Origin of the sequence: Pseudomonas sp. MN1F (assembly GCF_009391885.1) — a bacterium.
Classification (GTDB): domain Bacteria; phylum Pseudomonadota; class Gammaproteobacteria; order Pseudomonadales; family Pseudomonadaceae; genus Aquipseudomonas.
Genome location: NZ_VZII01000047.1, coordinates 89,327 through 108,100 on the forward strand (window position 1 = coordinate 89,327; position 18,774 = coordinate 108,100).

General features: G+C 64.0%; 20 protein-coding genes. 11 read left to right on the plus strand and 9 right to left on the minus strand.

Annotated elements, in window-relative coordinates; genetic code table 11:
* Position 1 precedes the first annotated feature (1 nt).
* The 3 genes from F6X59_RS22675 to F6X59_RS22685 all read left to right on the plus strand — a co-directional run bounded on the left by F6X59_RS22675 (position 2) and on the right by F6X59_RS22685 (position 2,794).
* Positions 2 to 1,369, plus strand: a complete 1,368-nt coding sequence (locus F6X59_RS22675; RefSeq protein ID WP_152958223.1) for an MBL fold metallo-hydrolase RNA specificity domain-containing protein — start codon at positions 2 to 4, stop codon at positions 1,367 to 1,369.
* 158 nt (positions 1,370 to 1,527) lie between these two features.
* Positions 1,528 to 2,034 (plus strand): hypothetical protein, encoded by a 507-nt coding sequence (locus F6X59_RS22680; RefSeq protein ID WP_152958293.1) that lies wholly within the window; start codon positions 1,528 to 1,530, stop codon positions 2,032 to 2,034.
* 64 nt (positions 2,035 to 2,098) lie between these two features.
* Positions 2,099 to 2,794 carry a phosphoribosyltransferase gene (locus tag F6X59_RS22685; RefSeq protein ID WP_152958224.1) on the plus strand — a complete coding sequence of 232 codons (696 nt, stop codon included), beginning with the start codon at positions 2,099 to 2,101 and terminating at the stop codon, positions 2,792 to 2,794.
* On the opposite strand, the gene F6X59_RS22690 is transcribed toward F6X59_RS22685, so the two are convergent.
* Positions 2,776 to 4,143 (minus strand): erythromycin esterase family protein, encoded by a 1,368-nt coding sequence (locus F6X59_RS22690; protein WP_152958225.1) that lies wholly within the window; start codon positions 4,141 to 4,143, stop codon positions 2,776 to 2,778. The two genes, F6X59_RS22685 and F6X59_RS22690, sit on opposite strands and share 19 nt — an antisense overlap.
* Positions 4,144 to 4,203: 60 nt before the next feature.
* Positions 4,204 to 4,773: a GNAT family N-acetyltransferase gene (locus F6X59_RS22695; protein ID WP_152958226.1), complete on the minus strand. Its 570-nt coding sequence runs from the start codon at positions 4,771 to 4,773 to the stop codon at positions 4,204 to 4,206.
* A 181-nt stretch (positions 4,774 to 4,954) separates the two neighbouring features.
* Between F6X59_RS22695 and fnrB the strand changes: the two genes are divergently transcribed.
* Positions 4,955 to 5,686, plus strand: coding sequence for a Crp/Fnr family transcriptional regulator FnrB (fnrB, locus tag F6X59_RS22700; RefSeq protein ID WP_152958227.1), 732 nt, complete (start codon positions 4,955 to 4,957; stop codon positions 5,684 to 5,686).
* Here the strand turns inward: fnrB and F6X59_RS22705 are convergent.
* On the minus strand, positions 5,655 to 6,389 hold the full coding sequence (locus F6X59_RS22705; RefSeq protein WP_152958228.1) for a hypothetical protein: 735 nt from the start codon (positions 6,387 to 6,389) through the stop codon (positions 5,655 to 5,657). The two genes, fnrB and F6X59_RS22705, sit on opposite strands and share 32 nt — an antisense overlap.
* 190 nt (positions 6,390 to 6,579) lie before the next feature.
* Here F6X59_RS22705 and F6X59_RS22710 point away from each other — a divergent pair, with 190 nt between their 5' ends.
* Positions 6,580 to 7,140 (plus strand): Hsp20/alpha crystallin family protein, encoded by a 561-nt coding sequence (locus tag F6X59_RS22710; RefSeq protein WP_152958229.1) that lies wholly within the window; start codon positions 6,580 to 6,582, stop codon positions 7,138 to 7,140.
* Between the two features lie 57 nt (positions 7,141 to 7,197).
* Positions 7,198 to 7,662 (plus strand): CBS domain-containing protein, encoded by a 465-nt coding sequence (locus F6X59_RS22715; RefSeq protein ID WP_152958230.1) that lies wholly within the window; start codon positions 7,198 to 7,200, stop codon positions 7,660 to 7,662.
* 36 nt (positions 7,663 to 7,698) lie between these two features.
* On the opposite strand, the gene F6X59_RS22720 is transcribed toward F6X59_RS22715, so the two are convergent.
* Genes F6X59_RS22720 through F6X59_RS22730 form a run of 3 tightly spaced genes read right to left on the minus strand, consistent with a single transcriptional unit; the run spans position 7,699 to position 10,668 of the window.
* Positions 7,699 to 8,124, minus strand: coding sequence for a potassium channel family protein (locus F6X59_RS22720; RefSeq protein WP_152958231.1), 426 nt, complete (start codon positions 8,122 to 8,124; stop codon positions 7,699 to 7,701).
* Positions 8,125 to 8,152: 28 nt separating this feature from the next.
* On the minus strand, positions 8,153 to 9,994 hold the full coding sequence (ftsH, locus tag F6X59_RS22725) for an ATP-dependent zinc metalloprotease FtsH (RefSeq protein ID WP_152958232.1): 1,842 nt from the start codon (positions 9,992 to 9,994) through the stop codon (positions 8,153 to 8,155).
* Between the two features lie 26 nt (positions 9,995 to 10,020).
* On the minus strand, positions 10,021 to 10,668 hold the full coding sequence (locus tag F6X59_RS22730) for a BON domain-containing protein (protein WP_027917283.1): 648 nt from the start codon (positions 10,666 to 10,668) through the stop codon (positions 10,021 to 10,023).
* A gap of 152 nt (positions 10,669 to 10,820) precedes the next feature.
* Between F6X59_RS22730 and F6X59_RS22735 the strand changes: the two genes are divergently transcribed.
* The 3 genes from F6X59_RS22735 to F6X59_RS22745 all read left to right on the plus strand — a co-directional run bounded on the left by F6X59_RS22735 (position 10,821) and on the right by F6X59_RS22745 (position 14,418).
* On the plus strand, positions 10,821 to 11,075 hold the full coding sequence (locus F6X59_RS22735) for an outer membrane lipoprotein OprI (protein WP_110634624.1): 255 nt from the start codon (positions 10,821 to 10,823) through the stop codon (positions 11,073 to 11,075).
* Between the two features lie 6 nt (positions 11,076 to 11,081).
* Positions 11,082 to 13,364, plus strand: coding sequence for a heavy metal translocating P-type ATPase (locus F6X59_RS22740; RefSeq protein ID WP_152958233.1), 2,283 nt, complete (start codon positions 11,082 to 11,084; stop codon positions 13,362 to 13,364).
* Between the two features lie 163 nt (positions 13,365 to 13,527).
* On the plus strand, positions 13,528 to 14,418 hold the full coding sequence (locus F6X59_RS22745) for a universal stress protein (RefSeq protein ID WP_152958234.1): 891 nt from the start codon (positions 13,528 to 13,530) through the stop codon (positions 14,416 to 14,418).
* 14 nt (positions 14,419 to 14,432) lie between these two features.
* On the opposite strand, the gene F6X59_RS22750 is transcribed toward F6X59_RS22745, so the two are convergent.
* The gene (locus F6X59_RS22750) at positions 14,433 to 15,380 is read right to left on the minus strand and encodes a ribose-phosphate pyrophosphokinase (RefSeq protein WP_152958235.1); all 948 of its coding nucleotides are present in this window, start codon (positions 15,378 to 15,380) and stop codon (positions 14,433 to 14,435) included.
* 155 nt (positions 15,381 to 15,535) lie between these two features.
* Here F6X59_RS22750 and F6X59_RS22755 point away from each other — a divergent pair, with 155 nt between their 5' ends.
* Positions 15,536 to 16,027: a BCAM0308 family protein gene (locus F6X59_RS22755; protein WP_152958236.1), complete on the plus strand. Its 492-nt coding sequence runs from the start codon at positions 15,536 to 15,538 to the stop codon at positions 16,025 to 16,027.
* A gap of 50 nt (positions 16,028 to 16,077) precedes the next feature.
* Here the strand turns inward: F6X59_RS22755 and F6X59_RS22760 are convergent, their stop codons facing one another.
* Positions 16,078 to 16,974 (minus strand): universal stress protein, encoded by an 897-nt coding sequence (locus F6X59_RS22760; protein WP_152958237.1) that lies wholly within the window; start codon positions 16,972 to 16,974, stop codon positions 16,078 to 16,080.
* 162 nt (positions 16,975 to 17,136) lie between these two features.
* Here F6X59_RS22760 and F6X59_RS22765 point away from each other — a divergent pair, with 162 nt between their 5' ends.
* Entirely contained in the window at positions 17,137 to 18,015 is an 879-nt protein-coding gene (locus F6X59_RS22765; RefSeq protein ID WP_059394887.1) for a universal stress protein, read from the plus strand.
* Between the two features lies 1 nt (position 18,016).
* On the opposite strand, the gene F6X59_RS22770 is transcribed toward F6X59_RS22765, so the two are convergent.
* Complete coding sequence (locus F6X59_RS22770; protein ID WP_152958238.1) at positions 18,017 to 18,589, minus strand: bifunctional pyr operon transcriptional regulator/uracil phosphoribosyltransferase; 573 nt, start codon at positions 18,587 to 18,589, stop codon at positions 18,017 to 18,019.
* Positions 18,590 to 18,774 lie beyond the last annotated feature (185 nt).

The window sequence follows — 18,774 nt, forward strand, 5'->3', positions numbered from 1 at the left end:
CATGCAACTGACCTTTCTTGGCGGTACAGGCACCGTGACCGGCAGCAAATTCCTGTTGACCCGCGACAGCACGCGGGTGCTGGTTGACTGCGGGCTGTTCCAGGGCTTCAAACAACTGCGCCTGCGCAACTGGGAGCCGCTGCCACCGGCCCTGCGCGCCCTCGATGCCGTGGTGCTGACCCACGCCCACCTTGACCATAGCGGTTATCTCCCGGTGCTGGCGCGGGAGGGCTACAGCGGGCCGATCTATGCCACCCCGGCGACCTGTGCCCTGGCAGAGATATTGCTGTTGGACAGTGCGCGCTTGCAGGAAGAGCAGGCCGAGCATGCCAACCGCCACGGCTACTCCAAGCACACGCCAGCGCGCCCGCTCTATACCGAGCAGGATGCGAAACGGGCCCTGGCCCTGTTGCAGCCTGTGGAACTGCATCACCCGTTGCCGATTGCCGATGGCATGGAGCTGTTGATGCGCACCGCCGGGCATATCCTCGGCGCGGCAACGGTGCAGATCAGTGCCGAAGGCCAGACCGTGCTGTTCTCAGGTGACCTGGGCCGCCCTCAGGACCCGATCATGCGTGCGCCTGAACTGGTCAGGACGGCGGACGTGCTGTTGATCGAGTCGACTTACGGTGATCGCCAGCACCCTGACGAATCGACCGCGCAGTACCTGGCCAAGGTCATCAATGAAACGCTGCTGCGCCATGGCATCACCCTGGTGCCATCGTTTGCCGTCGGCCGCGCCCAGCTGCTGATGTATTACCTGTACACGCTCAAGCGCGACCGGCTGATCCCGGATATCCCGGTCTACCTGAACAGCCCGATGGCCACCGACGCCACCGCCCTCTACCAGCAGTACCGCAGCGAACATCGGCTGTCGGCCGCCGAGTGCGCCGCCATGTGCCAAGGCACGCATATCGTGCGAACGGTCGATGAGTCCAGGCACCTGGACCAGCTGCGCGAACCGGCGGTGATCATTGCCGCCAGTGGCATGGCCACCGGTGGCCGGGTGCTGCATCACCTCAAGGCGCTGGCCCCCAACCCACGCAACAGCATCCTGTTCTCGGGCTTTCAGGCTGGCGGCACGCGGGGTGCCGATATCGTCGCCGGTGCCCGCAGCGTGCGCTTGCACGGCGAAGACGTGCCGATAAGGGCGCAAGTGCATGCCATGGAGAACCTTTCCGCGCATGCCGATGCCGACGAGATCATGGAGTGGTTGCGTGGGTTTAGCCGGCCGCCTCGCCAGACCTACGTCATTCATGGCGAGCCGCACGCCGCCGACACCTTGCGACGGCGCATCAGCCTCGAACTTGGCTGGCAGGTTTGCGTGCCGGAGTATCAGGAAACCGTCGCCATCGACCCTGTGCGCTAGCCGGGTGCGGGAGGTGAATCATGAGTACGCAAGCAAGGGCCAAACTGCGGGCCTGGTTGCACAGGCCCAGGGGCAGCCTGGGTTGGATCGTGACTATCGTCGCTTTACTCGTCGCCGCGTCCGTCTATCGCGCCTTGAGCGCGAGCTGGCGCATGCCCATGCGCGATCCGGCGGTGCTCCTGAGCCTGCTGGCGTTGAGTGTGGCGCTGGGGTGGGCGGTGCAGCGGGGCGTCAAACGCACGGTCGGCAAGGCCATTTTCAATGGCCAGCAGACGGGTTGGCAGGCCAGGCTGGCGTTGCTCCGTTCAATCACCCAGGAATCGAACAGGTTGATGAGTGTGTTGCTGCTCCTGGTCCTGCTCGGTGCTGGCACTGTGTGGCTGGCGGGGCGCTCCGTGGCGCAGATCGTGGAAAATTGCACGGCCAACCTGCAGGCCCAGGTCGACGTACCCGAGGATGACAAGCTCGCTGCGCTGGTCGGCAAACCCGTGTGCACGTGCCTGGCTCAGACCTTTCTGCAGCGCAATGGGGTGTTGCGCCTGGCCCTGTTCGAAACGCCCATGCAGGAAGTGAGCGGCCTGAAGGCGCTGACCCCCGCTGATGAGCAGCGTTGCCTCGCGCAGTTCGACCTGGTGCCCGAGGAGGGGCGTGCAGTCACGCCTTGAAGCCATCAACGGCCCCCATCGGCAGCTGAAATGTCAGGCGCCCATTACGGCGCGGGAGGTGTTCATGTCCCATGATCTTGCCTTGCCAACCTTGTTTGCCGACCGTACCCAGGCTGGCCGATGCCTGGTCGAGCCACTGGCCCGCTACGCGGGCAGGCCCGACGTGATCGTGCTCGCACTGCCGCGTGGTGGTGTTCCGGTGGCCTACGAAGTCGCGACCGCCCTCAACGTCCGCCTGGACCTGCTGGTGGTGCGCAAGCTCGGCATGCCGTTTCACCCCGAGTTCGCCATGGGGGCGATCGCCAGCGGCGGAGTAACCTTCCTCAATGACGACATGCTGCGGGCCTATCCGGTAGACCCCGCGTTGTTCGACGCCGTGGTTGCCAGGGAAACCGAGGAGCTGGCCCGGCGCGAGCGGGCCTACCGGGGAGGGCGGCCAGCCCTGCAACTCAAGGGTCAGGTGGTGATTCTCATCGATGATGGCCTGGCGACCGGGGCCTCGATGAGGGCAGCTGTCCAGGCGGCACGCGCCCAGTCACCGGCGCGGATCGTGGTCGCTGTCCCGGTCGCACCGCCAGAAACGCTTGAAGCGCTGTACGGTGAAGTGGATGAGCTGGTGTGCCCGCTGGTCCCCGAGCAGATGGTTTCGGTGGGTTACTGGTATCAGGATTTCCCGCAGACGTCGGACGAGCAGGTGCTGGCACTGCTGCACGCTGCAGAGCTCGCCGAGCCTCGGCCCCCTCAAACACCAAATGGATAGGTTTCGTCCTCAGGCTCAAGATGCTGTTGTTTCGGCAAGGGCAGGGCAGTCACTGGCTGGGTCTGCTCGAACCACAGCAGCGCATCGAACTGCTCGGCCAGCACCGCTTCGAAGTAGTGGCTCAGCCGTTCGCTCTCGGGGCGATAGATGACACCGATGGCGCGTTCGAGTAGCGCCGTGGACAACACATGGCGCAGCTCCTTGCGCTGTGGGTCGCGCCAGTCGCTCAGGCAGGCCGGCACGCCTGCGAGGCGGAACTGGTGCTCCCAGCTGTCGCTGCGCGACGGGCGGATGTCCTTGATCTGCATGTCGCCGTCCCAGTCATCGGCGGCGGCCACTTGGCCGCGGTCTGTGGCCATGCCGATCAGCACCGCGTCATGCCCGAAAGCGCTGCGGCAAAGCTGGCCGATGTTGAACTGGCCTTTCCAGCCCATTTCCGTGGCACCGGCATTGCCGATATGGGAGTTGTGTGCCCAGACCACCGCTTTGGCATGGGGCCCACGGTGCTCCAGCAGCGCGCGCAAGGTATCGAACATGTGCCGGTCGCGCAGGTTCCAGGAAGCCGTCGATCCTCGGTAGATGGCGCGGTAGTACTGTTCCGCGGCGATGATGACGCGGGCGTTCTGCGTTGCGTTGAAGAAGGCTTCGTCATTGCGGACAAGCCCTGACAGTTGCTCGGCGAGCATCACATTCAACTGCTGGATCACCGGTTGCTCGCAAGGCATGACGCCACCGCGCTCGACAAAGTGCCCATACAGTGCGGGGTCGTCCTGCCAAGGCGTCAGGCAACCATAGCGGCGGCGAGCCTCATGGGCCAGGTGCGGATCGACCCGGTCCAGATACGCCAGCACTTCATGGATGGAGTTGCGCAGGCTATAGACATCCAGGCCACGGAATTCCACGCGATGGTCGGTGGGCAGCAGGCGGTTGTGGCCGTGCAGCCAATGGGCGAAGGCTTTGACTTCGCTGTTGCGCCACATCCAGGTCGGAAAACGGCTGAAAATATGGCGTTTCCACGCTGAATGCGCCAAGCCGCGAACGTACTGATCGATATGCCCGGCATCCGGCCAGTCGGCCTCGACGGCGACGATGTTGAAACCATGCTGTTCGATCAGGCGCCGAGTGATCGCCGCTCGCGCGCGATAGAACTCGCTGCTGCCGTGGCTCGCCTCGCCCAGCAGGATGACCCGCGCGTCAGCGTAGCGGTCGAACAGGGCTGCGAATGCCGGTGTATCCAGGTCTGGCAAGGGTTCGGCGTATTGATGAAGCACCGGGGCAATATCGGCAGTGTCGACCTGATACTGCTTGCCGTAGAGTTTTTCCATCAATTTCTTCGAAGGGCCGTTCATGGGGATGCTTCCGTAGTCGGGCCGCCGCGCCTTGACCCGTCAGGGTGCGGCGGCCCAGGGTCAGATCAGGGAGAGCCGGTGAATGACTTGGCTGGGGTCATCCGGGTCAGCGGCGGTGGTGAACCCCGCCGCCTTGGCCAGATCGCGCATCGCCTGGTTGGCTGCTGCGTCGATTGAATACATCTGCCGCAAGCCCTTGGCCCGGGCATGGTCGGTCAGGTGCTTGAGCAGCAGGCGCCCCAGGCCATGGTGCTGCCAGCTGTCCATGACGGTAACGGCGCATTCGCACTCATCCTTGCCGCTGGCGGTGGCGTAGCGGGAAATGCCCACTTCCTGCAATTCGCCATCAACGTGGGCGAGGGCGACGTAGGCCGCCTGGCCATCCTGGTCGACCTTCATCAGCTGGTCGAGCATGGCCTCACCGGGCTCCCTGAGCTGGCACAGGAAGCGGAAATGCCGCGACTCGGGTGACAGCCGCTCAATGAAGGCTTTTTCGCGTTCTCGGTCCTGGGCCTGCAAGGGCCTGATCAACACGTGAACGCCGTTATCAAGGGCTTCGATCCAGTGTTCACCCGAAGGCTTGGGAAACGAAGGCGTTATATGTACTCGGGAAGTCTCGGTAGGCGCCATGGCAATGTCCTCTGTGTCGAATGAACAAGGAAGTCCAGTTTCGGCACCGGGCCCTGCGCTGACTTGACCGTTGTCAATTGCTTCACGCGTGCGTCCGACCCTTGGTCGGTCTTGCGGCCAACTTTTAGTGGAGCCGCTAACTTGAATAGATGCCCACCTGCAAAAAAGCGGAGGCATCGTCATGTCAGGCTCTGCGGAAATGGGGGCAAGGCCCCATGTGAAGTGCCTTGCGTGCTCGTTGAGCCGGCTTTGCCTGCCCGCCAGCCTCAGTGCTGACGAAGTGGACAAACTGGAACGAATCGTCCGCCGTAACCGCCCGTTGAAGCGGGGTGAGTACCTGTTCAAGGCCAATGAGCCCATGGAGCACGTATTTGCCCTGCGCTCCGGGGCGATCAAGAATTTTCTGCTCGATACCGAGGGCACCGAACGGGTGAGCGGCTTCATCCTGCCGGGGGAAATGCTGGGGCTGGACGCTATTGGTGCCAGTCATTACCGAAGCTATGCCATGGCCTTGGAAATCTCGCTGGTGTGCTCCATCAGGCTGGACCAGCTGGTGGACCTGTCCGGCCAGATTCCGGGGCTGCGCTACCAGTTGCTGCACATGCTCAGCCTGGGGATCCAGGGCAAGGACGAGCACCTGCGCTGCTGCCACGGGCGAGCCGACCAGCGGCTGGCGATCTTCCTGCTGGGCATGTCGACGCGTTACCAGGCGCGAGGATTGCGGGCGGATGTGTTCAACCTGCCGATGTCTCGTGGTGATATCGCCAACTACCTGGACCTCACGCTGGAAACGGTCAGCCGACTGTTCAGCCGCTTCGTCCATTCAGGTTTCCTGCAATGCGCTGGGCGTGAGGTCAGGCTCGTCGACATGCAAGGCCTGGTCAACCTGACCCGCCTGGAGGAGCCCACTTGAGTGCGGCAAGCACCCGGTCATAACGTTGCACAGGCCAGCTTTCGGGGTTGTGCCCAACCCAGATCGGGCGTGGCAGATGATCCGTGCGTATCCAGATGCGCTGCGCGGCCACGCCTGTTTGCCAGCATAGCCGGGCGACTTGGCGCGCCACCTGTGGCGGTGCGCAACAGTACACCGTGTCCGGGTGGAAGGTGGTCAGCAAGCGCCTGGTTTGCCACCCGCCGCCGCTGTCACGCGGCAGTGGCGACAGTGCCGTCAGCCAGGTTTGACAATCGTCAGGCAGCACTTCAGCCGCAATACCGTCATGTGACAGCTGCAATTGTACCCAGGGCAGCCAGCAGCGAATCTCATCCAGCGCGCCCAGCAAGGGCAGCAGGCCATCGGCGCGACTGATGGCCAGCAACCTTGAACTTTGCAGGGGCAGCGGCCAGGCGCTGCCAAGCGGCCCGGAATAGTCGAACAGGTCCCCCGCCCGACCCAAGGGCTGCGTACTGTGGGTGCTGACGATGAATTGCCCGGTCACGCCAGGCAGGCTCACGTAGCTGCATGGCCAGCACTCGTCACGACGGCTGAGCACGCAGTATTGGCCAGCCATAGCCTCGCTGCATGGCTGGCTGCCAAGGGCCAGGCGCAGGAATTGCTGGATGCCCGGGCCCGGCAACGTTTGCAGCAAGCGGACGCTGGCACCACCCTCCCGGTTCATGGCTGCCTCGCACGGTAATTATGTCTTGCTGATATCAGCCTAGGCCGTGGCCAGTGCGGCATTTTGACCAGGATCAAACCGGCGGGCGGAAGGAGCGCCACGCTGTTGATAAAGGTCAAACGGGGGGCTGCCCCGCGGCACATGCTCGTGACGTCTCCCTGGGAGGCATTACTCATTCTAGGAGGTCGCCATGTCAGAAGTTGCCAAGAAAGTGCCGGTCACCCCAGTTGCCACCCAGCCCGCCAAAGGGTCGCCGCCCAGCGTCGAATCCTCGGAGCTTTGGCGGCCCTTCCAGCAATTGCGCCGTCAGATCGACAGCCTGTTCGAAGACTTTGGCCGGCGGCCGATGCGTATGCCGTTCAGCCACACGCCGTTCGATGTTGAACCTTTCTGGCGGCGTGACCTGTTCACCCACGGCATGCCTGCCATGGACATCAGCGAACTGGCCGAGGAGTACCGCATCAGCGCCGAGTTGCCCGGCGTTGACGACAAGGACATCGAGATCAAGCTCGCCAACGGCAACCTGGTGATCCGCGGCGAGAAACACGAAGAAGTGGACGAAAAGCGCAAGGAATATCACCTCTCCGAGCGCCATTACGGCAGCTTCGAGCGGGTCTTCCAGCTGCCCCGTGAAGTCGACGCCGAGAAGATCAACGCCCAGTTCAACAAGGGCGTGCTGCTGGTGCACCTGCCCAAACGCGCCGAAGCCATCCATCCGGAAAAGGTCATACCGATCAAAAACAGCAATTGATCGAATCGATCCCCCATTCAGGAGCATGGATGCTCCGCCTTCTAGAGGTAGAGCACGATGTCCATTGGCAAATACTGCAACCGTGATGTGGTCACCGCGCCACCGTCTATCTCCATCAACGCCGCCGCACGCATGATGAGCCAGTACCATGTCGGCGACCTGATACTGGCCGAACCTGTCGACCGCGACCGTTGCCGGCCCATCGGCCTGATCACCGACCGCGACCTGGCGTTGCGGATCCTTGCACGCAACACACCGGATCAGGAAGACCTGCAGGCAGTCGATGTGCTGCCCCGGCCTCTGATCACCGCCAACCAGAACGAGGACCTGTTCGATGTCATCCTGAACATGCGACGCGCCAACATCCGACGCATTCCGGTGGTCGATGACTTCGGCCTGCTGGTCGGGATTGTCACGGCGGACGATCTGGTAGGGCTGCTGGCGGACCACCTGCATGAGTTGTCGTTGCTGATCCGTCAGCAGAGTCGGCGCGAGGAGGACCTTCGCGGCGAAGCTCTCTGATCTGATGCTGCGCATAGGCACCTGGCCGCTCGGCCACTATTTGGCCTTCCAGTACTTCTGCATTTCGAGGAACAGGAACGAGGCGGTCCAGGTGATCAGCACCAGGCCCGTCAAGGCCTGCAGGCCGGTGAGGTATTTCAGATGGCCGGTTGGCGCGATGTCGCCGAAGCCTATCGTGGTATAGGTGGTGAAGGAAAAATACACGCAGTCCAGCAAACTCCCGTCAAAATTGCCGCTGAGCGTGCCCCAGCCTGGGGCATGCGCCATCAGGTAATAGGCCAGGGCGAAGCACCACACCTCCAGGGCGTGCGCCAGCAGTGCGCCGAATACACCCGCCACGATGCGAAAACGGCTCCAGACCTTGAGCTGTGGTAGCCAGTCATTCAGGCGCAGCAGGCATTCGTAGTGAATGATCACCACCAGGATCACCACCAGCATGTTGATCAGTGTCACAGAGAGCATGGCGGGTATCCTGGCCAGGATTGACGGTTCATTTGCTGACATCGACCAACACATAGGTGGCGGGCTCATTGGCCTGCGGTTGCAACGCCGGGAATTCTTCGGGGGTGATGGTCTCCTTGGCCAGCAACAGACGCGCGCCTGCGTCCAGGTCGTTGCGGCGCTGCTCCAGCAAAGCCCGCGCCCGGCCATAGGCTTCTTCTAGCAAGCCGCGGACAGCGAGGTCGATCTCGCGCGCGGTTTGCTCCGAGTAGTCCTTGCGCTCCTGGCGCAACACCGAATCGCCCAGATAGCCGGCTTGCTGGCGCTCCAGCACCGCCTGGCCCAGCGCCGGGCTCATGCCGAAGCGGGTGACCAGCTGGCGGGCGATGTCGGTGGCGCGCCCGAGGTCGTCGGCGGCACCCGTGGAGACCTGGCCGAATGCAAGGTGTTCGGCGGCGCGCCCGGCCATCAGCACGACCAGGCGGTCGCGCAGCATCTGGGTGCTGATCAGGTAGCGGTCATCGGTTGGCCGTTGCAGGGTGTAGCCCAGTGAACCCGCGGCGCGGGGAATGATCGACACCTTGTGTACCGGGTCCATCGCCGGCAGGCTGCTGGCGGCCAGGGCATGGCCCATTTCGTGGTAGGCCACCACCTGGCGCTCGTCGCTGCGCAACACGCTGCCTTTGCGCTCGACGCCTGCCACCAGGCGCTCGACCGCCGCGGTGAAATCCTGCAACTCGACCCACTGGCTGGAGCGCCGGGTGGCAACGATGGCCGCCTCGTTGACCAGGTTGGCCAGGTCGGCGCCGGTCAGGCCCGGGGTGATCTCGGCAATCCGCTCGCAGTCCAGGTCGTTCTTGTAGATGATCTTGTGCAGGTGGACTTTCAGGATCGCCAGGCGGCCCTTGCGGTCGGGCCGGTCGATAAGGATCTGCCGGTCGAAGCGCCCGGCACGCAGCAGCGCCGGGTCCAGCACTTCCGGGCGATTGGTCGCTGCCAGCAGCACCACGCCTTCACGCGGGTCGAAGCCGTCGAGCTCGGCGAGCAACTGATTGAGGGTTTGTTCTTTCTCGTCATTGCCGCCAAAGCTGCCGATGCCGCGCATCTTGCCCAGGGCATCCAGTTCGTCGATGAAAATGATGCAAGGTGCGGCTTGGCGGGCCTGGTTGAAGAGGTCGCGCACCCGCGCGGCACCCACGCCGACGAACATCTCCACGAATTCCGAGCCGGAGATCGAGAAGAACGGCACCGCCGCTTCCCCTGCGATGGCCTTGGCGACCAGGGTCTTGCCGGTGCCGGGTGGGCCTACCAGCAACGTGCCCTTGGGCACATGGGCGCCAAGGCGCGCATACCACGCCTTGTTTTTCAGGAAGGACACGATCTCGGTCAGCTCGCCCTTGACGTCGTCGATACCGGCCACGTCGGCGAAGGTCACCTGGGTGTCATGTTCGACATAGACCCGCGCGCGCGACTTGCCCACCCCCATCAACCCGCCCAGCCCTTGTTTCTGCCCCAGGCCATGAAACAGGAAGTACCACAGCACCAACATCATCAGCAGCGGCATCAACGCGCCCACCACGGTCGCTAGCGTGCTGTCCTCGACGACGCCAGAGAAGGCCACCCCAGAGCGCCCCAGCTGCTCGCTCAGTGCCGGGTCGACGCGCACGGTGGAGAACACCGAGTGGCCATCGATCGGTTCCTGCAGCCTGCCGAGGATGCGGTCGTGCTCGATATGCAGGTCGCTGACCTTCTGCTGATCGAGCAATTGCAGGAACTGGCTGTAAGGGATGGCTTGCACGGCTGGCTGGTTGAACAGGCCGAACTGCACGGCAGCCAGCACCGCCAGGCCGACTGCCAGGAAGTAGAGCTTCCAGGGCTGATCCTTGTTCATGGCCATCTCTCCTCGGCGCGGCGGCGCTAGGCGATCAACAGATAATCTTCGACCTTGCTCACGCCCGGCACCGACCAGGCCGCACGCTCGACCACTTCTCGCTCGCGCAACAAATGCACCTTGCCTTCCAGCTTGACCACGCCACCGTTGACCGTGACGCGGATGCCTTCGGCCTGGATTTCGGCGCTGCGCTTGAGTGCGTCTTCGATGTGGCGCTTGATATCGACCGCGTCGGCGCGGGCCTTGAGGGTGATGCGGTTGTGCACGCCCACCACGCCCGACAGGCGCCAGACCGCCTGTTCGATCACCTCCTTCTGGTATTGCCAATCGAGTTGGCCTTCCAGGGTTACCGTCCCTTTTTGCACGGTGACCTTGATGCCCTCCACGTTGGCGTCCGAGCTCCAGGCGATGATGTTCAGGGCACGGCTGGCAATCGTGTCGTCAGCGGTCCCTTCGAGTTTGTTCAGGCGTACCTCGATTTCCTCGGCCAGGCCGCGCACGCCTTTCATGGCCTTGACCGTGCGCTCGGCACTGACTTTCTGGGCGTAGCTGTTGACGTGCCCGGAGAGGGTCACCACACCGTCCTGCACCGTCACGCCGATGCTGGCGGCATTGATATCAGGTTTGAATTCCAGCTCTTCGAGCACAAGGTCTCGCAGGTCAAGGTCGTTCATGATCGGCTCCGATAGCGGACAGGGGAGGGGCTGAAGTGCCCTGAGTCCTTGTTTCTACCCTTGTGCCGGCCAACGCGATTGACAAATGTCAGGCTGCGGCGCACGCCGCCATCGATACTCAGCGTGTCCTGGGCATGCATGAGGGTACGGATATGCGACGTTATGTGCTTTGCGGGTGGGCAAGCCTGCTGCTGATTACTGTTTCAGGCTGCACGGCGTGGCGCGCCGAGGAATACGATGCGCGCCTGGAGTCGGCGGAGAACAATGCCGCCACCGCGAGGTTGCGCGCCGATCAGGTGTGTTACCGCATCGATCTGGTCGAGCAGACTGCCAACGAGGCACTACGGCGGGCAACCCAGGCTCAGGACGAGGTGCAGCAACTGCGCCAACAGGCCAGACGCAAGTAGCCCGCCATGCCACGTCGATGGCTCGACCCGGCACTGTTGGGGATCTGCCTGCTGGCCTTGCTGACTGGCGGCCTGGCCTACGTGGCGCAGCGGCCTGCCTGGGCCGCGCTGGCCTGGGCCACTGGCGGCCTGGTCATGGCCGGGGTCCTGGCGGTGGAAATGCTCAGGCGCCTGGCCCGGGGGGAGGCGGGTATCGACCTGATTGCCTTGTTGTCGATCGGCGCCGCGCTGGCCCTGGAGAACATGCTGGTGGCTGCGGTGGTGGCGCTGATGCTGGCCACTGGCCGCGCACTTGAAGCGTTCAGCGTGCGTCATGCCGAGCGCGAACTGCGCGCGCTGATCGACCGCGCGCCGCAACGTGCCTGGATCCAGGAACAGGACGGGCTGCGTGAGGTTGCGGTGGACCAGGTCAGGCCAGGTCAGGCCGTGCTGGTGCGCCTGGGTGAAATCGTGCCAGTGGACGGGCGCCTGCAGAGTCCACTGGCCACGCTGGACGAGGCGGCACTGACCGGGGAGTCGTTACCCGTCACTCGCCATTGCGGCGAGTCGGTGGCCAGCGGGGTGTGCAACGTCGGCGCGCCGTTGCTGCTGGTGGCCACGCAGACCGCGGCGCAAAGCACCTATGCCGGCATCGTGCGCCTGGCCGAGACGGCACGCCAGTCACGGGCGCCCTTCGTGCGCCTGGCTGACCGCTACGCGCTGGCCTTCATCCCGCTGACGTTGCTGATCGCCGCGCTTGCCTGGTGGGCCAGTGGCGACCCGCAGCGCGTGCTGGCGGTGCTGGTGGTCGCCACGCCCTGCCCGCTGATATTGGCGGTGCCGATTGCCGTGCTGTCGGGCATCTCGCGAGCGGCGCGGCGTAGCATTCTGGTGCGCGATGGCGCGGTCCTGGAGGCGCTTGCCGGGGTCCGCCAGGTCTTTCTCGACAAGACCGGAACCTTGACCAGCGGTCACGCTCGCTTGCAATCGATCGAACTCAACGGGGAGGGCGCGCCGCTGCAGGTCTTGCAGTGGGCCGCGTCATTGGCCCAGGCATCCACCCATCCGATCGCTCGGGCTATTGTCGACGCTGCCCTCGCGCGGGGCCTTGCCCTGACGGCGCCGGAACAGGTGCAGGAGGCTCCAGGCCAAGGGTTGGCCGGCCAGGTGCAAGGCAAAGGCCTGCGCTTGGGGCTGCTGGCTTACGTGCAGCAGGGCAGGGATGCGGGCCATTGGGCACAGGCGTGCTTGCGGCAGTTGGACTATCTGGCCAGCAGTGGCAGTTTCGTCGCCGTGGATGGCGAACTGAAAGCAATGCTGCGGCTGGCCGACGATGTGCGACGGGAAACACCCCAGACCCTGCGCCGGCTTCGAGCACGTGGGATCGACAAGATTGTCATGCTGACTGGCGACCGCCCCCAGACGGCGCAAATGATCGCATTGACGGCGGGTATCGATGCGCTTCGCTCTGGCCTTTCACCACAGGACAAGGTCCGCCTGGTTCAGGAAGGTCGCCAAAAAGGCCCCACGCTGATGGTCGGGGATGGCATCAATGATGCGCCGGCACTGGCTGCTGCCGATGTCGGGGTTGCCATGGGTGCGTCCGGCGTGACGGCCTCGGCGCAGTCAGCCGGCGTGGTCTTGCTGGTCGACAGGCTGGATCGCTTGATCGAAGCGCTCGACATCGCCCGACACGCCGTGCGCATTGCCCGCCAAGGCGTGTGGGTGGGCATGAGCCTCTCGCTGCTGGCCATGCTGTGCGCTGCGGCCGGCTACCTGCCTGCGGTGATGGGGGCAGTACTGCAGGAAGGCATCGACCTGTTGATCATCCTCAATGCCCTGCGCGCCCTCGGCCCGGTTGCCGGCGATGGCCGCAACGGGCTGCCGGCCGCCAGCCTGCAGCGCATGCAGGACGAGCATCGGCAGCTGGACGGGTTGTTGAGCGAACTGAGCCAGATGGCGCGGGATTTTGCCAGCCGCCCTGCACAGCAGGCGCGGGCCGACCTCGGGCGCCTGGTCGCCGCCCTGCATGGCTTGCTGGAGCGCCATGAGCGGGACGACGAGCAGCGGCTATACCCTTTGTTGAGCCGCTACATGGGGGGCGAGGATCCGCTCTCGCCGCTCAGCCATACCCACCGGGAAATGTTCAGGCTGATCCATTTGCTGACGCGCATGAGCGAGGATTTCACCCAGGCCGCCGCCCACCCGAGCGCAGACGAAATCCAGCACCAGCTCATACGCCTGGATACCCTGGCGAAACTGCATTTCGACCAGGAAGAAGCCTTGTATCGGTACCTTGACCGACAGTGAGCTCCGTAACAGGGATCGCACGCTTGATTTAGATCAAGCGCCAAGGGCGGCGTTAGCCGGATGCTGGCAGCAGCGGTCAATCGCGTCCGGCGAAAAGCCCCGACCTTGTCGATGCAACCCGAGCGACCTGAGTGATCAGGCCGGCCCACCGTTGGAGGCAATCATGAGCCACTATCAACGCCTGTTGCTGATCATGCGCCCGATGCTGCACCAGGCGGTCGCCCTGGAGCAGGCCGTTGCACTGGCCCGATCCGCATCGGCCAGCCTGCACATCGTCGCCTTGCTCGAATCACTGGACAAACTCTGGCTGCTGGAGTCCGGTAAGCACCAAACGGAGCGGGAGGCTTACCGGCTTGCTCAGCAGCGACAGCTGGAAACCCAGGCGAACGCGCTGCGCGCCTCTGGCGTGCAGGTGACGACCGAGGTGGCCTGGAGCAATGACCTGCAGGATGACATCCTGCAGCACGTCATGGAGATGCAACCGGACCTGCTGCTCAAGCAGGTCGAACATGAGCCCGCGCTCAAGCGCGCGTTCTTCACGCCGCTGGACTGGCAACTGTTGCGCCACTGCCCGGTCCCGGTCTACTTGCTCGGTGCCAGCCGGCCGGCGTTACCGCGCCAGGTCGTGGCGGCGGTGGACGTGGCCGACACCTCGGCTGAGGGGCAGGCCCGAAGTGACAGCATCGTCCAGCAGGCCAGTGCCTTGGCCTTGCAGACAGGGGCGCAACTGGACCTGCTGCACGCCTGCGATCTGTCGATGGCCTACATGGGCGACATGGGCTATGCCGCCTGGGCCATCGGTGACATTGCCGCGCCTTTGCGCCAAGCGCTGGAGGACGATTTCAAGAAACTGGCCGAGCGCTTCGGCGCGCCACCGGAACGCCGCCACTTCGTGCTGGGCCGCCCGGTCGCGGTGCTCAGCGAATACGTCGAGTCACAGCCGGTGGACGTGCTGGTCATGGGCCGGCCCATCGCACGGGGACTGGACCGTCTGTTCGGCAGCACCACCGAGCATGTGTTGTACCAGGTGCCTTGCAATATCCTGGTGGTGTAGGGCTGTGCGGCTGGCTACGCCATGGGCATGAGGCGCTCAGCGACCAGGGCGCTGCTGTCGACGATGTCCAGCTGGGCCCGGCAAGCGGCGGGCAGGCGAAAGGGCGTGATGCTGTCGGCGACCAGGATGCGGTCGAACATCGCGCTTTCGAACAGCGTTCCTGCGGCGGTGAACAGACCGTGGGTGGCAGCAGCCAGAATGCGGGATGCGCCAGCTCGATGGCAGGCGTGTGCGGCCCGCAACAGTGTCTGGCCGGTACTGATCATGTCGTCAAACAGCACGACCGTGCTGCCAGCCACATTCCCCACCAGGCACTCGCCGCTGAGCTGCGTGTGTTGCCGGTGCTTTTCCACCATGGCCATGGCCACCGGGCGCGCGAGCAAATGGGCCAGTGCCTGGCGAAACTGTTCGGCGCGCTTGATACCGCCCATGTCCGGCGACACCACCGTGATGACCTGCTCAGCAAGCAGCGGCGCCAGGCGCTCGGCAAACAGCTGCGCGCAGGTGAGGTTCCAGGCCGGGATCCGGTAGGCGTTGTCGAACGCGCTGGGATTATGCACATCCAGCGCCACCACCCGGTCGATGCCGCAGCTTTCCATCAGGCGCGCCACGTGAAGGGTAATGGTCGAATCCTGAAATTCCACCTTGCGGTCCTTGCGTCCGTAGCACAGATAGGGCGTCACGGCTGTCACCTGGCTGGCGCCAGCATCCTTGAGCGCACCACAGAAGAACAGTAGCCGGCACAGTTTGTCGTGAGCGCTGTGCTGCGTGTCACCATAAAGTGAGTGGAAAACGACGGCGTTTCGCCCCTCGACCGGGTCCATGGGCCAGCACTTGTGTTCGCCGTCCTCATAGTCTCGCTCTTCATGTGCCGACAGCGTGACGCCCAGGCGTCGGGCAACGGCATCGCCATAGCCCTCGCTCCCTTGCAATGCAAACATCAATGGCGCTGTGGTGTTCATGCGCAGTACTCCCCGGGTCGTTATCGGCAACATAAGCGGCGTGGCACCGCTGGGTTTGACGATTATCAAGTACAGCGTGGCCCATGGGCGGACACTGTGCAGGTCAGCGCATGCCAATGGCTGCGATCTTCACAATCCGTACAGCGAGCACGCCGATGGACAAGTATCAGAAAAGCCACAAGGACAAATTGTTCAAAACCCGTCCCTTCGACCCCTACGCCATACCCCTTCGCCCGAGTGGCAACGCGCTTTGCCCGCAATGTGGCGCCGTCTATCACGAGGGTGAATGGCACCCGCACGGGGCCAACGGCCTCGGGCCGCTGGAGTCGACCGTATGCCCAGCCTGCCGACGCATCGAAGACCATGCCGCAGCGGGCCAGGTGCGCGTGTCGGGCCGTTTCCTCACGGCCCATGAGCAGGAGATTCGCCAGCTCATGCTCCATGCCGAACAGCAAGAGCGCCAGACCCACGTGCTCGAGCGGCTGATCGCCATCGACTGCAAGGATGACGAACTGGTGGCAACCACCACTGGCACGCACCTGGCCAACCGTATCGGACATGACCTGGAAGCCGCTTATGACGGCACCTGCAGCTATCGCTACAGCAACAGTGAGCGATACCTGAGCGTCGATTGGCATCGCGATTGAGGTGGGCCGCCGGTTTGCCCAAGCACGGAGCCTGGCAACCCGGCGGTCAATCAACCGTGGATCGCCAGAAGGCTCGAATGCACTTTGTACAGGGTCTGCTCGGTGGTACTGCCGATGACCTTGGTCAACCCTTCATGGTAAAGCGTGCCCATGACGACCACATCGAAGCCATGCTGATTGGCGTATTCGCTGACGACACTGCGGGCAGCCCCGCGTATCAGGTGCAAATGGTCCGGCTTGATGCCGTAGTGGTCCGCGAAGCGGGTCAGGCGTTCCCGTGCCCTGCCTGTCACTTCTTCGACCACCTCATCGGTCCATGCCACCGGTGCCGCGGCGTAGGCCATGAAGCTAGGGCTCGGTTCATAGGCCTGGAGCACATGCAGTTGTGCCTTGCAGCGCTGCGCCAGCACCTGTGCAGCCTGCAGGACATGGTCGTTGCACCTGTGTACCGCAGCGTCGTGCTCGACCAGGTCCACGGCGGCCAGCACCCGCGCAGGCAGCGCCGACTCAGCCTGAGCCACCAGGTGCAACGGTATCGGGCAGCGGCGCAGCAACTGCCAGTCCAGTGGCGTGAGCAGGGCACGGCTGACGGCGGTCTCGTGGCGGATATCCTTGATCAGCATTTCCACATGGTGCAGCTGTGCCAGGCGGATCAGGTCCTTCAGTGGCTCATCGTCATCCAGTGTTTCGGGGTAGGCGGTAATGCCCTGTTCGCCAAGCGCTTGCGCCTGCTCGTGCAGCCATGCCTTGCGGTGCTCGGCGTCTTGCTTGCGGGCACTGCTGCGCAGCATTTGGTCAAGGGTGATCAGGCGTGACGGTAGTTGGCTCAGCACCACCAGGTGCAAGGTGGCGCCTGTGGCCTTGGCCAGCGCTTGGGCGCGCGCCATGGCTGGCGAGGGGTGCAGGTCCGGGTGGCAGATCAGTAGCAGTCGCGTCAAAGCGTTCATGATGGCCTCCGCAGCGATGGCCCTCGCCGGGAAGGCATACGGGCTCAGGCGTAGGGTGCCGCGATGGCGCCAGGGGGCCTTGATTTTTATCAAGAACGAACCAGCCTGGGCTCCGATAATGGCATGCATACGCATACCTGCAGCCGCGCCGGGAGGTGCCCGATGAACCCGTATCGCCGGATCCTGCTGATCATGACCGAGGCCCAGGCCAATGCCGCGCTGTCCCGGGCCATGGCCCTGGCGGCGGCGTCTGGTGCCGCCCTGCAGGTGCTGGGTGTCCATGAACCCGGCGAACTGCGTCTGCGCCACGAGTTGCAGGCAACCCCGCTGCCTTCCGTTTCCTTCGTGCACTTCAGCACAGAGCTCAAGGCGCTGCTCGACGAACAGCCGGCAAGGGGGGCACGCCCAGGTTTCGAGGCCGTGGAAACCGCCGATCCCCGCGACCTGGTGCCAGCCTGCATCGCCCGCTACGCGCCTGATCTGGTGATCAAGGCCTGCCCGGGCTGTTCCCTGATCGATCAGCTGGCCCGGACCTCGCTTGACCAGGTGCTGTTGCATGCGAGCGAGGTGCCGTTGATGTTCGTGCCAGCGAATGCCCCGGCCATGCCAGGTAACGTGCTGGTTGCGGTGGATGTCTCGCAACCCTCGCCGCTCAATGACGCGCTGGTCGTTGCCGGTCAGCAACTGGCGATGCAATGCCAGGGCCAGTTGCACCTGCTTTCGGCGTACGACCTGCCAATCGCCATGCTGGCCAACCCTGACCTCGCCGGCCCGTGGGCGGACGAAGTGCGTGAATCACTGCAGTTGCCGTTCGATGCGTTGGCCGATGCCCATGGCATCGCCCACAGTCATCGGTTTTTCAGCGAAGGTGCGCCACTGCGCGTCATCAAGTCCCATATCGCTGCGCTGGGGGCCGACGTGGTGGTGGTCGGCGCCGTGCAGGCCAGGCGTTGGGCCAAGCTGATCGGCGATACCACCGAGCGGCTTGTCAGCCATGCACCGTGCAGCATCCTGACCATCAAGCCCGCACCCGGCAGTTGAATCAGGCGCAATCGCTGGTTCGGCCATGGCGTACCACCTCCACGCAGAATTGACCTTCGTAGGGTGGAACCTGGCATTCGACGATATCCTGCGCCGCCACCTGCAGGTGAATGCCGACGATATCGGCATGCACCGGTTGGCGGCAGACGTGGCGGTCGACAAGTACCGCGCTGATGATGTGGCGCGCACCCAGTCCGGCGAGGTAGGCACAGGTGCGTAGCAGAGAGTGCCCTTCGTAGAGCACGTCATCGACCACCAGCAAGGTGGTGCCGGCAAGGTCCAGCTTGGCGAGCTCAGGGTTCTCGGTGAGTTGCGTATGGGCATGCAGGAGGCTGAGGTCGTCCGCGTAGCGCTTGACCTTGATCGGGTAGAGCGGCAATGGCGCAGCACCGGTCAGTGCTTGCAGGTGCAGTTGCAGGCGCTGCGCCAACGGCTCACCTCGCCGCTGAATGCCTATCAGCGCTACGTCGGACGCAGGCAGGCGTGCCAAGGCCTGACGGGCCATCGAGCGCAGCACGCTGTCCAGATCCTGTTCGTCATATAGACGGACTCTTGATGGCGCGGGGCGGTTCATGGTGTTGCTCCTTTGCTGGATAACGCACATCAGGAGCCTACTTGGGCGCCTTGGGGGGGCGCTTGATAAAAGCCAAGTGATAGCCAGCCGAGTAACGGCGTGGTGCGCAAGTTCCCTTGAACGTCGGTTCTGATCCAGGTCAAACAGGCGGCCCAAGGGCGGATTACGGTCAGGGTACGGGAGCC

Bases quoted from the DNA above. Each gene is read 5' to 3' on its own strand.
- F6X59_RS22675 (WP_152958223.1), top strand. From the start codon at position 2: ATGCAACTGACCTTTCTTGGCGGTACAGGCACCGTGACCGGCAGCAAA.
- F6X59_RS22680 (WP_152958293.1), top strand. From the start codon at position 1,528: ATGCGCGATCCGGCGGTGCTCCTGAGCCTGCTGGCGTTGAGTGTGGCG.
- F6X59_RS22685 (WP_152958224.1), top strand. From the start codon at position 2,099: ATGTCCCATGATCTTGCCTTGCCAACCTTGTTTGCCGACCGTACCCAG.
- F6X59_RS22690 (WP_152958225.1), bottom strand. From the start codon at position 4,143: ATGAACGGCCCTTCGAAGAAATTGATGGAAAAACTCTACGGCAAGCAG.
- F6X59_RS22695 (WP_152958226.1), bottom strand. From the start codon at position 4,773: ATGGCGCCTACCGAGACTTCCCGAGTACATATAACGCCTTCGTTTCCC.
- fnrB (WP_152958227.1), top strand. From the start codon at position 4,955: ATGTCAGGCTCTGCGGAAATGGGGGCAAGGCCCCATGTGAAGTGCCTT.
- F6X59_RS22705 (WP_152958228.1), bottom strand. From the start codon at position 6,389: ATGAACCGGGAGGGTGGTGCCAGCGTCCGCTTGCTGCAAACGTTGCCG.
- F6X59_RS22710 (WP_152958229.1), top strand. From the start codon at position 6,580: ATGTCAGAAGTTGCCAAGAAAGTGCCGGTCACCCCAGTTGCCACCCAG.
- F6X59_RS22715 (WP_152958230.1), top strand. From the start codon at position 7,198: ATGTCCATTGGCAAATACTGCAACCGTGATGTGGTCACCGCGCCACCG.
- F6X59_RS22720 (WP_152958231.1), bottom strand. From the start codon at position 8,124: ATGCTCTCTGTGACACTGATCAACATGCTGGTGGTGATCCTGGTGGTG.
- ftsH (WP_152958232.1), bottom strand. From the start codon at position 9,994: ATGAACAAGGATCAGCCCTGGAAGCTCTACTTCCTGGCAGTCGGCCTG.
- F6X59_RS22730 (WP_027917283.1), bottom strand. From the start codon at position 10,668: ATGAACGACCTTGACCTGCGAGACCTTGTGCTCGAAGAGCTGGAATTC.
- F6X59_RS22735 (WP_110634624.1), top strand. From the start codon at position 10,821: ATGCGACGTTATGTGCTTTGCGGGTGGGCAAGCCTGCTGCTGATTACT.
- F6X59_RS22740 (WP_152958233.1), top strand. From the start codon at position 11,082: ATGCCACGTCGATGGCTCGACCCGGCACTGTTGGGGATCTGCCTGCTG.
- F6X59_RS22745 (WP_152958234.1), top strand. From the start codon at position 13,528: ATGAGCCACTATCAACGCCTGTTGCTGATCATGCGCCCGATGCTGCAC.
- F6X59_RS22750 (WP_152958235.1), bottom strand. From the start codon at position 15,380: ATGAACACCACAGCGCCATTGATGTTTGCATTGCAAGGGAGCGAGGGC.
- F6X59_RS22755 (WP_152958236.1), top strand. From the start codon at position 15,536: ATGGACAAGTATCAGAAAAGCCACAAGGACAAATTGTTCAAAACCCGT.
- F6X59_RS22760 (WP_152958237.1), bottom strand. From the start codon at position 16,974: ATGAACGCTTTGACGCGACTGCTACTGATCTGCCACCCGGACCTGCAC.
- F6X59_RS22765 (WP_059394887.1), top strand. From the start codon at position 17,137: ATGAACCCGTATCGCCGGATCCTGCTGATCATGACCGAGGCCCAGGCC.
- F6X59_RS22770 (WP_152958238.1), bottom strand. From the start codon at position 18,589: ATGAACCGCCCCGCGCCATCAAGAGTCCGTCTATATGACGAACAGGAT.